Below are 14,130 nucleotides of genomic sequence, written 5' to 3'. Positions count from 1 at the left end.
CATCTACACCGTCACTCTTTGGCCAGATGCTGAACCCGCAATTGCCAGAGCAGCCCTCCGAGCGCCGGGCCAAACCGTTCAATCAGTCGTTGGCGAGTACGGCCCTCGTTATAGCGCTGACGAGCAAAGTTTTGAATTTCCTGCTCATCATTGCCGACCCGGAGCGTTTGCATAAGCTGAAACGAGGCATCGTTAAGACCCAGTGTTGCCGCAACATCAACAAGACGACCGATCGATTCGTATGGCGGCTCAAGCAACACCGTCGCGTGAGTATAGATGCCCTGCTCGCGGATAGCTGCGATCAGTTTACGCACCTGGGCACGACTCTTTGCCGAATCAAAGACGCTCGTCGCCGTCAATACAAAGGTGAGTGCCTCGCAACCGGCTAGTTCCAGATGCCGAATCTGCTCTTCACTGAGCTGAACTATCGATACAGTAGCTTGCCATTTAACCGGCAGATTGGCACGGGCGAGGTAGTCAACAAATTCCGCGAACCATTGCGTATCAAGGGTCAGTTCCGGTTCATAAAACAGAACGTGGCGAATACCTAGCTCTTCACTCAGCGTGCGTAGCTCCTGAGCGATCTGTCGTGGCTCACGAAGATACCAACGTCCGTGGAAGCGCCAACCAATCACGACCGGTGTTTGTACTTCGCTACCTGGCGCACGTAATGCATAGTGTTCAAGCGAAAGGAGATGACGAGCCGGGTAGGCCAGCTCATCAGCCGACACCTCAGCCGAGTGATTTGTCCCGTCAAACCATGCAAGCACACTGGTCACGGCTGCGATCGCTTCACTCCCGGTCCGGCGCACGAAGAGCGGTAACATATCGGGGTAGGTCTGGTGAAGCTGACTAACAGCCTGCTCGATAGCGTTCGTATCGTCACCGGCAACGATCACGCGCTGCGGCTGGAAGGTCTGGAGACGGCGCTGAATATCCTCCCAACTCCCTTGCGGATCGAGGGCACGGTCGTAGATCCGTACAATCGCACGGCGCTGCTCAAGCATTGCCGCTACATACGCAACAGTTAACGGTGGTAGATGGTTGTCGTGTGTGCTAGGTAGTGCAATAATAGCAACTTTCACACCGACTCTCCTGTCCCGAATGATGTTTTAGGCAACCATCATATCGTTCCGATACAGAAGCTGTGTGAACAAGAACGGTAACAACGAAACCATTTGTGAGATACCATCTTGCCGATTTCTTGCGATTTACCGGTTTTGATGCGCTCAAAATCAGTCTGCAAAAAGTGTAGCACATTGTAACCGTTTATTCATGTAACAATTTTGTCAGAGGAGAACGCCATTACGTATAGCTCGACACCTACGCCAACGGTCCGTTTCCACCGTTCAAGCAAAGATTACGACGAGGCGGTACTACCAAAACTACGTTCATGTTCTAGCGGCAAGGAAAACGAGAAACGTGTCCCTTTCCCAACCTCACTATACGCAACCCAGATCTTACCACCATGCGCCTCGACTAACTGTCTACAAATCGTCAAACCAACACCCATATTTTCACCGACCAACATACCATTGCCCCTGCTATAAAAGGGGGCAAAAATCTTATCCCAATACTCAGGCGCAATACCCTTACCGGTATCGGTAACGTGAATCAGAATCTTATCCTGCTGTTGTTCTGCACTCACAATGATTTTTCCACCTCGTGGTGTTGCCTTCGTTGCATTTTCGATCAAATTGGTCAAGACCTGCCTGATCCGATCTGCATCGACAATAACCTGCGGTAACTGATCCGGTATATCTGTGATCAGCTCAACTTCGTATTCTAGCGCTTTCGGTCGTTGTTGGATACAACTGGTAATAATAATATCAATGATATTTGTGCGCATCGGAGTGATAGTAAACTGACCTCTTTCTAAGCGATTTAATTCGATCAAGTCGATGATGCGCTTCTTGAGCACATTAACGCTATCGTTGACTTCTTGCAACAGCTCAGTTTGTCGTTCATTAAGATTACTGACCTTATTACTCTCCTTGATAAACAGATTCAGAAAACCTTGCAATGTATGTAATGGATTTCGCAATTCATGCGATACCTTCGCCATGAAGTCGCGTCGTTGCTGTTCCCGTAATTTCTGATCGGTAATATCATGCAGCACAACGACTGCCAGGCGCGTCTCCGATGATGGATTGACAAGGGTACCTTGGATCCGATAATACCGCGCTTGCGCACCATCAGCGTCTTTTACTTCTACTTCCTCACTCAGTGACTCGCCGCGTTGGAACAACTGAGTAGCAAATGCAGCGAGTCGGGTGTGAAGTATACCTTGATGTTCGGCACTGTACTGGAGCGCACGCCGCGCAACTGCATTGTCGAGATAGATCTCGCCGTGATCGTCATAGACGATCAAGCCATCGGCCATGTCGTGCAAGACAGCACTCAACATAGCACGTTGTTTACTCAATTGGACGTGCAGCTCGGCATTGCGAATAGCGATCATCGCCTGAATGCTAAACGATATCAGATGGCGTTCTTCGCTTGGTGAGAAAGCCCCTTCTTGCCGGCTCACAATACTCAACGCACCACGCACACAATTGGGTTGATCTGGATCAAAGAGGGGGACACTTAGGGCTGAGCGGAAATTGTGGGCGGTCAGGGTCACCCACTCTGGGCACAGGCCTATTTCGTGCAGATCAATCGAGACGGTACACTTATTGGTCATCACAGCTTGTGCCAAGGAATCCGCCCAATCGGTGGTATGGCGATCGGCATATAATACTCGATGTTCGAGCGCGTCGCCATGGATCAGACTCAACGCAGCATCGTCAATCCGCTGCAACCCCACCATATAGCTGAGTGAATCAAGAATCTGGCGTAAGACATCATCAAGGCTCAGCAAACTACTAATTGCCCGCAGGCTTTCGCCTAAGGCCTCCATTCGCCGTAAACGATCACGCAGATCGTTGTTCGCGGCCTCGAGATTGGTCACTTGTTGCTTCTGCTCACGCCGGAGCTGGTCGTAACGTATCCGCCATTCGCGCGCCGCCTGATTACGCCGATTGCCCACAAAGAGCACAGCGATCAACATGAGCCCGCTTAGCAAGACACTGCCAAACGAAAAGAGGGTTTTCGGCGAGACGGCCACGAGTGGAGCAGTTACAGATGGCACAAACCCAACCCCGATCAGAATCGGGATCAATGCCGGCCAAAATGAAACAAACCGGTAACGCCATGCACGTAGAGCACCAACACCTTGCACAATAACCAGTGCTGGCGTTAAACCGGCTACGCTGACAAACCAGATAATTGTTAGCAGATCACCAATTGCCGCACCGATCAAGAGCCGCCCGGCATTCAGGCGCTCTTGGCGGAGCAACCGTAACCAGACGATAGTAAACACCCCATATGCGATGATGCCCCACCATAGCAGCGATGAGAATTCGAGTTGTGTGAGTATCCAGCCTAAACCTAATGCCGGTAACGGTAGGAGACGACGAAGGAATGTTTGTAGTCGTTCGGTATTAGACCACATGGTGTCAGTCAAACTACTCTTACCTTATGGCTCAAACTTGTAACCAAGATTGCGAACGGTGATCACATGGCGGGGATTGTTGGGATTTTCCTCGATTTTGGTGCGGAGACGGCGAATGTACACGGCCACCAAGTTGCTTTCACCTTCGTAGTCGTAGCCCCAGACTTTACTGAGAATTTGGGAGACATTCAAAATCCGCCCCGCATTTTTCATCAGATAATAGAGGAGGCGAAATTCGAGGGGAGTCAGTTCAACCGTGCGTCCATCGGTAAAGATAACCTTATGCTCGACGGGATCGAGTGTAATATCACCTTGGCTGAGGCGGGTTGAGGTGTTGAGCACATCGGCATTCCGCCGCCGCAATACCGCTTCTACACGGGCCAGCAACTCCGACGGTTCGTAAGGTTTGACCAAATAATCATCGCCCCCGATTTGCAACCCCATGACGCGATCCTGCAGTTGCGAACGCGCTGAGAGGAAGATGATCGGTACTTCAGAGCTGCGCCGGATCTGCCGACAGACATCGAAGCCGTCGATCTTGGGCATCATAATGTCAAGCAGGATGAGGTCAGGATTGTGCTGCTCGATCATCTGCATAATGCTGGTCGCATCATGTGCGCGCAGGACACGGTAGCCTGCCTCTTCGAGAACGTAAGAGGTTAGTTTGGCGCTTGGAACATCATCATCAACAACTAAAATATTCATAGGACCATCCTCTTTGACATTATTGGAGACACCGATCAACTCCGTACATTACAGCTTATTCATTGTACCACTCACAACGCGATTTTGGCTAGGGTGAAAATTACAACTCGTGTACCCGCTACCGCATTCGGTAGCGGTAGGCGCAGTGACATGCTTACTATTTTTGTAGTATAAACACACCGTGCCACAGGAGCTGTGAAATAAACCTGCTTATTCAAAAGTACCGAAGCAACAAAAAAAGGTGGGCCGAAATATTCCTTTCGACCCACCGACAATTGTAACTGTGACGACTGCTACACCAATAATGCCCGTTCGCGGACCCGCCGTCGAGCCGGTAACACCGCCGGACGCACCGGCTGACGGAACGGCAACGGTGCCGGCAGCGCTGTCGGTTGCGGACGATACCCGAGCAACCGCATAATCGTCACCTGATCTTGCTGTGGGGTGAGACGTGAGCTGAGCCGACCGTTCCGCTCTTCGACGATGAAACGTGCCGCTTCTGGAGTAAGGCAATGGTGCGCACCACCACGTCCCGCAATCATCTGCTGATACGCCCCAATCCCGAAGATCGCCAAGATCAGACCACCATCGGTCGTCGGCAACCAGAGGGGTGGTTGTTCGGGCCGTGGATAGATATCGTCGCTATCGCAGGTACGCCGACCGGCTAGCCGCACCGGACGTATCGGCTTGTCCCAATCGGTTAACGGCAAGATCACGAACTCTTGTCCGCTGACAAAGAGTGTGTCAGGGAGCATCACCATCAGCGAACCGTTGACCAGATACCAATCAGGTTGACCTGCTTGTCCAGCTTTGACAGCACCGACTTCTACCAAATAGGCACTGTGCGTCGCGACTGTATAGCGCCCAAACTCACCGATCAACTCAGGGGTCGGTACGCCATATTCAGCACAGAGGTCACGCACGGTGATCATCAGCCGGCTCAGAAAGCGCCGGTAATCGAAGCTGAAGGTTAATTGATACCCCGCTGTTGGCATCCCACCGCCGAAATTGAAGTAGCGCAAGGTTGGCACACGCCGACGCAGACGGCAGTAATGTTCCACCGAGGCACGCAATGTATTTAGAAAATGGTCTTCGTCTTCGATCTGGCTACCAACCATGGCGTGGTACAGCACCAACGTGTGATGAGTATCGGCGATAAGATCGGCAGCCTGTTCGATCTCGGCTGCCGTAAGACCGAACCGGTCATTGCCGGGGTGACGCCCATCGCGATTACCGGCCGCCCGCTCGCGCACGCCAAACTGGAGTGGCACCGGCGTATCCAGTAGATCACGCAGTTCGGCAAGATCATCGAGAACTGGGATTACCGTCTCGCAACCGTCGAGACGGATATTGCGGATTGCTTCACGGTAGGCCGGCTCTTTCGAGCCATTGCAAAAGATAAATCGATCACGGGGCAAGATTCCTTGCCGCCAGAGGCCATGGGCAATAATCAGATCGGTCGTTGCGGAGGTTTCGTAGTGAGCACCGGCAGCCAGCGCTGTTTGAACAGCCTCAGCAGCAAAATTAGCTTTCGTGGCATAGGCATAGTGAAATACTGCTGGATACTCGGTTGCACTACGTGCTTGCGCAGCCCAGTTGAGCATACGCTGCACCTGCATGGTAATCTGCGGGGTGTACACCACTTCCAGCGGCGCACCGTGTTGGTGCACCAACCGGTTTAAGTTGAGACGATCGCCGAAGTAGAGCTCACCGTCGTAGCGGCTCACGAAATCGGTCAGGCGGCCCTCACCGGCAAAGCCGGTCTGCTGTGTAATCAGGTCGGCAAAAGTTAGCGTCTTCAACTGTACCACATTCCTCCATCATAGCAGCGGGCGATAACCCGCAAAGCGAACACACGATAAGACGAGCCCTCTCCCACCGTTCGCGGGCAAGATCATTGACACACAGCGACTACCGTCACCGCAACCACGGTAACGATCAACCCTTGGCTAGCAAGCGATTCAGCACTTGGGGATCAAAAAAGGCCCTGCACCTGATGCAGTGGCCGGGGGAGCAGGAGTGCGCAGCGTCACTCGGGCGCGGCTAGCAGGCGATGCGCACCAATACGCGGCATGCATGTGTGCAGTTTGGGAAGCGCTGAATCGCGCGTATGTTGTATGCGCCGTCCATACTGCCTCACACTAGCCCACCCGACGCCGTCTCCCATCCAAGGCGACACTTGTCGCGACAACGGCGCTTTCCGCTCGGCGTTCGGTGTTGCGTGTTACGTGTGTCGGGTGCCTTCCCGAAACGCGAAACCCGTAACCCAAACGTAACGGGGGGCGCGAATGACCCGGTCGATTGGCTCAACCGGATGCACATTGTACATCTAATACGCGGGAACGTCAATAGGACTCATCGCAACAGTTTTGTCGAAAAGGAGGGATACCGTGGCATGCCGACGGCATCGTCCGGTAGCACACCACGCGATGCTGCGCCCTATACTAAGGCGAGTACTATGCGGTCACCGTAGGCAGCTCATTGTCTCCTTCGAGCCACAGCCGATACGTTGGTGGATGACGCCAACGAGTTGCCTGCTCAAAGGCATACGCTAATCTGATCAGCATTGGTTCTGACCACGCTCCACCGATGAAATTGATAGCGATAGGCAAACCAAATGCCATCCCTGCCGGCACCGTAACCATCGGGTAGCCAGCTCGCGCAGCGAGCGAGCTGCTGCCGCCGGGATAGCGATCACCGGCAATGAGATCAATCGGCCAGGCCAAACCTGTGGCCGGCGCAACCAACGCATCAAGCTGCTTTTCGTAAAGTACGGTATCGAGCGCCTGCCGCACAGTATCACGACTAGCGGCTAACGCCTGCTGATACGCCAGATCATTCAGATCACCGACTGCTGCTGCTTGCAACAACAGCTCTTGACCAAAGAACCGCAATTCGTGCTCGGCATACCGCTCATTGAAGGCAATCAGTTCGGCCAGCGAACGCGGTGGCGGAGCGGTAGCCTGCGGATCGGGTACACGAGAGGCAAGATACCGGTTGAGCGTATCTTTGAACTCGTAAATGAGCACCGTCAATTCGGCCTCACTAAAAGCGAGCAGTTCATTAGGTAACGTTACCGGATCAACGATATGCGCGCCGGCATCAATCATCGCAGTCAATGCGTTCGCAAAGGCCTGTTCAACGTGACGACCAAAGCCGGCAAAGCGTTCGCTGCGCAGCACGCCAATCCGTGCCCCGCACAACGCATCGGCTTGTAAACAGGTGCGGTAGTCGGGGCGAACATGGTCGGCCGCTGCTGCTGTCGCCGGATCACGCGGGTCAGGCCCGGCAATGATACCTAGCACCGTGGCGGCATCGGCGACACAACGGGCATGTGGCCCGACGGTATCCTGCGTAAAGCTGATCGGAATAACCCCGGCACGACTGGTCAGCCCTACCGTCGGCTTAATCCCCACCACTCCGCACAACGCCGACGGGCACGAAATCGAGCCATCAGTCTCGGTACCGATAGCGACCACACACATACTGGCAGCGACGGCAATTGCCGAGCCTGAGCTTGACCCACAGGGGCTACGCGAGAGAACATACGGATTACGTGCCTGCCCGCCGCGCGCACTCCACCCACTTGAGGATGCGGTGCTGCGGAAGTTGGCCCATTCGCTCATGTTCGCTTTGCCCAAAATCACCGCCCCCGCAGCCCGTAACCGAGACGCAACCGTCGCCTCGGTTGCCGGTCGCGAACCGAGTAGGGCCAACGAACCGGCCGTTGTGGCGGTATCATCGAGCGTGTCAATGTTGTCTTTCAGGAGGATTGGAATGCCGTGTAATGGACTGCGTGGCCCTTGCGCATTACGCTCGGTATCGAGGGAAATCGCCGTTTTGAGTGCTGACGGGCTGATCTCGATTACCGCATTAAGACACGGTCCCGCCCGATTAAGCGCTTCAATACGTTCGAGACAGGCCATCGTCAAGGCTTCAGCGCTGATCGCGCCGCTATCCATAGCCGCTTGCAGCTGGGCAATGGTCGCTTCATAGGCGAGCACACCTATCGCATTAGTTGGATCCAGGTTACTCATAGTTTTCTGCCATCCAGAACATGCGCGACGGCCTGTTCCTGCCCCGATTGCACAAAGCAATCGTCGCTGACAACCGCCACGTTGCTGCTGCCGAGAGCACCCACCTCTCCCTGCTATCGGTCAGACTCGTCATAGGGAGGGCAGGTGCAGTTGCCAGCCGTTTGCGATTGCGCGCTGGGGTGTGGTCCAGACCACGAACAGCGCTACACGCCAGGCACGTCCAGGTTCGACTATGCACCGTGCGCGTTTCGTTCGTTATGCCATCGACCGAACACCGACAGCTCTGTGGGGAAGGAGCGATCCGCGATACCGAGGTGCGTCCCGGAGCGGTTCGCCGTAGCTTCACTATGCCCCATCGCTCACGTCGCTCATCGCCCGTGCGCAGGGACAGCGACGATTGCGGTCCGTTCGTACAACCGGCATCAATCGCCCCTCGTACTCCCATTGTTTTGTTACCGTGTCGTGACGGTGACACCGTGCAGCTTTGCCACTTGCCCTATACACCTAAAAGGTTCGGTGAGTTTAATGACACCCTAAAATGTACCTTTGTAAAGCCTAGCGTCTAGCTCCGCTGCCACAATGCAGAGATGTAACCGGACTACGCATAATAGTGTCACAAAACCTTGACCGGGTTCAACAGACCGGGTCGTTCACGGTTGGCCGCTTCGATCGCCTCGGCGGAACCCAACACCGCAACGTGACCGTGATCACGCAACGCTGCGGCAGCTTCGGCGAAGGCAACAAAATCGGCCGGGGTGGTCGCCAACACTTCATCACGAATCTGCTGGCGATACTCGTCGCTCACGCTGGTCAGGTAGCGCACCAGCGCGGTGTATCCCTTGGCATCCGGCAACTGGTAGGCATCCATATCGCCAATAGTGCCGATAATCGCCCGTTCGACCGTCGCCGGATCGAGCGCCGTTTCACGCAAGAAGGTCGCCATCTCGTCGTACACATCGAGCGTGCGCAAGAGATTGGGGTCACGGTACGAGGTAGTAATGAACAGGCCGGTGCTGCGGTCGTAACTACCGCCGGCACCATACGCCCCACCCTGAATACGGATGCGGTCGAGCAGGTAGTCGATGCGCAGGTGGCGCAACACCACCATCGCCGAGCCACCGGGCCGAACGCCGTAGGCATGGAGATTTACCCCTTTGGCAACGTAATTCACCTGTGCCGGAATGATCAACCCCTCACCACCGTCAACACTACTTACCGACCACTGCACCGGCGTATAGGGCACATCAGGAAGTTCGGCAAGAAATGCCGTCAGCATCGGCATGATCATCTCTTGCCCACTGGCATCAAGGGTCAGGTTCGCCACCAACCCGTGCCGATTGATCAGTACCGTCCGCACCGCTTCAAGGTCGGCCAACACACTTGGCCAATCGTGCTGCACACGCTGCTCAAGCTCGCGCAAGAAGAAAATGGCGGAAACCCCACTCATTTGTTCCTCGGCCCATTCCGCCGGAGCAAACCGTGCAGCAAGACGTTGGCGAGCATACGCATTGCCTGCTGGTATGAGTGACGACTCGCGGTTGGCCCGTGAGCGCAGAACGATCTGCCTGAAGCGCTCACAGTTATCGAGATTCACCGTTAACAGAATCTCGCTGAGCAAGCGGAATAGCTCGCCGGCTTGGCCGAGCGTACTTTTGCCACGGACCATCAACCGACCAACCGGCTGCCCCGAAACAAGGTCGGTTGCCGTCATCGGCGCAGCGGCGATCCCGCCGGTCTCACGCCCGATGCGCTGGAGTAAACGGACAAAATCGGAGGTGGCCGTACCCATTTCGGTGAGGGCACGGGCAAAGAGTGGCACGTAGGGCAGTAAGTGCGGTGGTAAGGCACGCAGATCAAAAGCCAGATCGAGATAAACGATGCCGTTGGTAAATAGATTGTGACGCAGAAGCGTTACGCCACCTCGCTCATCAATATCGGTCGGAATCCGCTTGATCGTCCGGTCGAGATCTGACAAACGCAGGGTCGGAATCGTCGCCAACGCCTCTGGCGGATCGGGCGTCTGCTGCCATTCGACGAGCGCCTGCGTCTCGGCGACCAGCGCCACGCGCTTGGCCTCATCGAGGGTCGCGGCGAAGGCGTCAATCCGGGCCTGCTCGGCAGCGGCCAAACGGGCAGCATGTTCGGGGTCAGGGCGTAAAGTCACGCGCGTCCGGTGTGGATTGTTGAGCAGCAGCTCACGGATCATACGCTCAAAGAGATGGTCGCCGTTCTTTACGGCAGTCTGCACTGCCGCCAGTGGAGCCTCAAAGCGCAACGGTGCAATCGGGTCATCATCATAGAGCCATGTACTCAGCGCGCGCAGCATCAACACCAAACCACGCGGAAAGCTACCGGTGTTGTTTTCGCGCAGGCTAAACTCAAAGGTATTAAAGGCTGCTGCTATCGTCTCGGTATCGATCCCTTGCTCGGCAAGTTCGTTGAGGGTACGCAGGATCAGCTCTTCAACCTGCCCTGCATTTGCCGGATCGATCCCTTTCATTCCAACCGAAAAGGTCTGTTGCAGCAAATCACTTTCATACCCGCCAATGACCTCTTCGCCTAACCCGGAATCGATCAGCGCCTTGCGCAACGGCGCTGCTGCATTCCCCAGCAAAATGTAGCCCAACAACTCGCGCGCCATCAGCTCGGTCGGATCGCGATTATCATCGAGGAGCCAATTGAGCATCACCATGCCCTTTTGCTGGGACTCATCGGCAGCACTAAAGGTATACTCCAAGACACGTGGCTCGCTGAAACGGGGCTGCTTTTCGATCTGAGAGGGTGGATCGATGCGCTCGAACTGGCTCAGATACTCATCGAGTTTGCGCAATCGCTCCTCTACCGGATCATCGCCGTAGAAGAAGATACGCGCATTGGAAGGATGATACAAAGTCTCGTGAAAGCGCTTAAACGCTTCATACGTTAGATCAGGGATCGCCAGAGGATCGCCTCCCGATGAATGGCCATACGTTGTATCGGGGAAGAGCGACTGCTGCGAGTAGCGATAGAGCATCCCATCGGGCGACGAGTAGGCGCCCTTCATCTCGTTGTAGACCACGCCCTTAATGGTGAGCGGTGCATCGGGCGCCGGCAGTTCGAAGTGCCAACCCTCTTGCTTGAGTACTTCGGGCGTGATACGTGGGAAGAAGACTGCATCGAGATAGACATCGACCAGATTGTAGAAGTCTTTCAAATTGGTGCTCGCAACCGGATAGGTTGTTTTATCCGGGTAGGTCATGGCGTTGAGGAAGGTATGCACCGATCCCTTCACCAAGGTAAAAAATGGGTCTTTAACCGGATACTTACGCGAGCCACAGAGGACCGAGTGTTCGAGAATGTGGGCAATGCCGGTCGAGTCGCGGGGTGGAGTCCGAAAGGTGATACCGAAGCATTTATTCTCATCGTCATTTTCCAGCGAGAGCAGTTCAGCGCCGGTCTTGATATGACGATACAAACGAGCGCGTGTATTGAGTTCGGGGATGAATTCATCGCGCAGTAGCTCAAATCCGTACAGATTCGTCATGACAACCTCATCTGGTACAATACGTTCCTGGTGTGCTCAATGGTATTGTACCAGAAGGCTTTACTTTGTGGCACCTATGCAACAACACACCGTTTCGATTATCTGCACCGTGCGTGACGAAGCCGATAACATTGCCGCGCTGCTTGATTCAATGTTAATGCAGACACGCGCTGCCGACGAGATCGTGATTAATGATTGCCAGAGTGTTGATGAGACACCGGCCATCGTTGCCGCCTACGCTGCGCGCTACCCTCGGATCAAACTGGTTCGTGGCGGACACAATATTTCCTCAGGGCGGAACAACGCGATACGTCACGCACGAGGTTTGCTCATCGCCAGTACCGATGCCGGTCTGATCCTCGATCCGCACTGGCTCGCCCGCATTATCGCCCCGCTCGAAACCGGCGACGCCGATCTGGTTGGCGGCTTCTTCCATCCCACGCCGAGCTCACTGTTTGCGCTTGTCCTAGGCGAAACCAACTATCGTCGCAGCAGCGAGATCGATCCGCTCGCATTCTTACCCTTCGGTAAATCAATGGCTTTTCGCAAAGAGGTATGGGAAGCAGTAGGCGGCTTTCCCGAATGGGCCAGCCACTGCGAAGACCTGCTCTTCGATTTGGCCGTTGAGCGCGCCGGCTTTCGCCGCGTTTTTGTCCCAGAAGCGGTGGTACACTTTGCACCGCGTTCCACCCTCCGAGCCTTTATTCGCCAGTATTACCTCTACGCTCGCGGAGATGGTCGGGCCGGGTTGTGGTCACAACGTCACGCGCTGCGATACGCCGTCTATCTGACGCTCAGTGGGCTAATGGGGATTGCCCTAAACCAACCGCGCCTACGAGCACCGATTGGAGCGTTGATCGGGCTAGGGGTCGCTGCGTATACCCGTGGTCCTTATCGCCGACTTTGGTCGAAGCTCCGCGGCCGACCGCTCGGCGAAAGGCTCTTCGCGCTGGCATTGGTCCCCCTGATCCGGCTGGTCGGCGACGCGGCCAAGATGGTTGGCTATCCGGTTGGTTTGTGGCGACGGCTTCAGCATAACGGGAGGGCCGCAGCATAATGCGGTGGTGATGGTTGTTCACCCCACACAATTTATGGTGTGGCCTCCACCGGACGCCGGCGACGTTTGACGAACCGGTTGATTCGGTCAATGAGCACCACAATAATGGTAATAACTACGATCTTGATCAGCACCTCACCCATATCGGTTATATGAGCCAACGACGGCACTTCGTCGATGTGGTGCTCGCTGCGCCCGACGAACTCCCTGCCACCCTGCTCTCCACCGAATACGAACTCACCACGTTCACGCCCACGAAACCCCTCTTCACGACTCACCATCTGCGTCACCGGCAACAGATTATTCACCCGCAGCCAGTTAAATCCCATCGCCACCAACACCGCCACACCCACAATAATCAGGATTCGTCCAATCGTTTCATTACGTCACCTCTTCGATCTGTGCTGCTACCAAAGCGGATTGTTAAAGCGTGGTGCAGTCGCGATCAGATAAGGCGACAAACATCACACCGTCGATAAGAAAATTGCGCCAGTTTTGATTGGTTTGCTTCATATCCCACCTCTGTCATGCTGTGTTCTTCTTAACTTCTACTTTAGAAGGCAATTGTGAAGCAGTTGTGGATCGGCTTGACAAAGATAATGAACATCTGAAGTCATCATCCACGGCTATTCACAGTCTTTGTCGATGCGCTTGAGGTGAACCGATAACCTTCCATCGATCAGCCCCCGAACCATAGGAGACCATACCGTTACCGAACTACGCACCTCTAATCAAAAAAAATAGCGCGAGGCGATAGTTGCCTCGCGCCGCTCACGGGATCGCAGCAAGATTAGCGTGTTTTGATGCCGAACGGCAAATAGAGTGGGCAGAAACCAATTGCACTGGTGACGAGGAAGACGATAGCGAGAATACCGCCGATCCATGCCAGCGCACCCGACAACACACCGGTCACGATCATCACAATGAACAGAAGCGCAATAACGACGCGCGCGATCCGGTCAACATTCCCCATATTTGGTGTCATTGCTTTCCTCCTCGTCATAGTATTCCTGTTATGCCTATTACTACTATAGCCAAACGGCCAGCGTCGATCAGTGACAAAGTCACGTTGGCTGGAATCTGGAGTGCGGTAGTCAAATGCCGCACGGCTTATCACTCAGACGCAAAGCGAGTAAAGACGCAGAGGGAGTAAACGCAAAGGCGCGAAGGGCGCAAAGGACGCAAAGCGTTTTGGGCATCGGCATAATTCAGACCACCCTTGGCTTGGCGAGCATCCAGGCGCGAAGGGCGCAAAGGACGCAAAGCGTTTTGGGCATCGGCATAATTCAGACCACCCTTGGCTTGGCGAGCATCC

At 54.8% G+C, this 14,130-nt stretch carries 10 protein-coding genes; 1 reads left to right on the top strand and 9 read right to left on the bottom strand.

Annotated features, from left to right (window positions below):
- Window positions 1-11 precede the first annotated feature (11 nt).
- The 6 genes from AC01ZF_RS02465 to AC01ZF_RS02440 all read right to left on the bottom strand — a co-directional run bounded on the left by AC01ZF_RS02465 (window position 12) and on the right by AC01ZF_RS02440 (window position 11,758).
- Window positions 12-1,085, bottom strand: a complete 1,074-nt coding sequence (locus tag AC01ZF_RS02465) for a radical SAM protein (protein ID WP_424677355.1) — start codon at window positions 1,083-1,085, stop codon at window positions 12-14.
- Between the two features lie 275 nt (window positions 1,086-1,360).
- Window positions 1,361-3,505: an ATP-binding protein gene (locus AC01ZF_RS02460; RefSeq protein WP_424677356.1), complete on the bottom strand. Its 2,145-nt coding sequence runs from the start codon at window positions 3,503-3,505 to the stop codon at window positions 1,361-1,363.
- Between the two features lie 12 nt (window positions 3,506-3,517).
- Complete coding sequence (locus AC01ZF_RS02455) at window positions 3,518-4,198, bottom strand: response regulator transcription factor (protein WP_424677357.1); 681 nt, start codon at window positions 4,196-4,198, stop codon at window positions 3,518-3,520.
- 293 nt (window positions 4,199-4,491) lie between these two features.
- Window positions 4,492-6,009 (bottom strand): type III PLP-dependent enzyme domain-containing protein, encoded by a 1,518-nt coding sequence (locus AC01ZF_RS02450; RefSeq protein WP_428113018.1) that lies wholly within the window; start codon window positions 6,007-6,009, stop codon window positions 4,492-4,494.
- 645 nt (window positions 6,010-6,654) lie between these two features.
- Window positions 6,655-8,235, bottom strand: a complete 1,581-nt coding sequence (locus tag AC01ZF_RS02445) for an amidase (protein WP_424677359.1) — start codon at window positions 8,233-8,235, stop codon at window positions 6,655-6,657.
- 613 nt (window positions 8,236-8,848) lie between these two features.
- Window positions 8,849-11,758: an insulinase family protein gene (locus AC01ZF_RS02440; RefSeq protein WP_428113016.1), complete on the bottom strand. Its 2,910-nt coding sequence runs from the start codon at window positions 11,756-11,758 to the stop codon at window positions 8,849-8,851.
- A 76-nt stretch (window positions 11,759-11,834) separates the two neighbouring features.
- Here AC01ZF_RS02440 and AC01ZF_RS02435 point away from each other — a divergent pair, with 76 nt between their 5' ends.
- Window positions 11,835-12,815 (top strand): glycosyltransferase, encoded by a 981-nt coding sequence (locus tag AC01ZF_RS02435; RefSeq protein ID WP_476575084.1) that lies wholly within the window; start codon window positions 11,835-11,837, stop codon window positions 12,813-12,815.
- A 32-nt stretch (window positions 12,816-12,847) separates the two neighbouring features.
- On the opposite strand, the gene AC01ZF_RS02430 is transcribed toward AC01ZF_RS02435, so the two are convergent.
- The 3 genes from AC01ZF_RS02430 to AC01ZF_RS02420 all read right to left on the bottom strand — a co-directional run.
- Window positions 12,848-13,168: a hypothetical protein gene (locus AC01ZF_RS02430; protein ID WP_424677591.1), complete on the bottom strand. Its 321-nt coding sequence runs from the start codon at window positions 13,166-13,168 to the stop codon at window positions 12,848-12,850.
- Between the two features lie 437 nt (window positions 13,169-13,605).
- Window positions 13,606-13,800, bottom strand: a complete 195-nt coding sequence (locus AC01ZF_RS02425) for a YgaP family membrane protein (protein ID WP_424677592.1) — start codon at window positions 13,798-13,800, stop codon at window positions 13,606-13,608.
- 128 nt (window positions 13,801-13,928) lie between these two features.
- The coding region (locus AC01ZF_RS02420; RefSeq protein ID WP_476575083.1) for a hypothetical protein at window positions 13,929-14,130 on the bottom strand (202 nt) is incomplete at its 5' end.

It is taken from the genome of Chloroflexus sp., assembly GCF_056331925.1.
The sequence above is the reverse complement of the archived record's forward strand: the minus strand, read 5'-3'. Positions and strand labels throughout refer to the sequence as shown.

Coding starts and splice junctions, on each gene's coding strand:
- AC01ZF_RS02455 (WP_424677357.1), bottom strand. CDS start 4,198: ATGAATATTTTAGTTGTTGATGATGATGTTCCAAGCGCCAAACTAACC.
- AC01ZF_RS02445 (WP_424677359.1), bottom strand. CDS start 8,235: ATGAGTAACCTGGATCCAACTAATGCGATAGGTGTGCTCGCCTATGAA.
- AC01ZF_RS02440 (WP_428113016.1), bottom strand. CDS start 11,758: ATGACGAATCTGTACGGATTTGAGCTACTGCGCGATGAATTCATCCCC.
- AC01ZF_RS02435 (WP_476575084.1), top strand. CDS start 11,835: ATGCAACAACACACCGTTTCGATTATCTGCACCGTGCGTGACGAAGCC.
- AC01ZF_RS02425 (WP_424677592.1), bottom strand. CDS start 13,800: ATGACACCAAATATGGGGAATGTTGACCGGATCGCGCGCGTCGTTATT.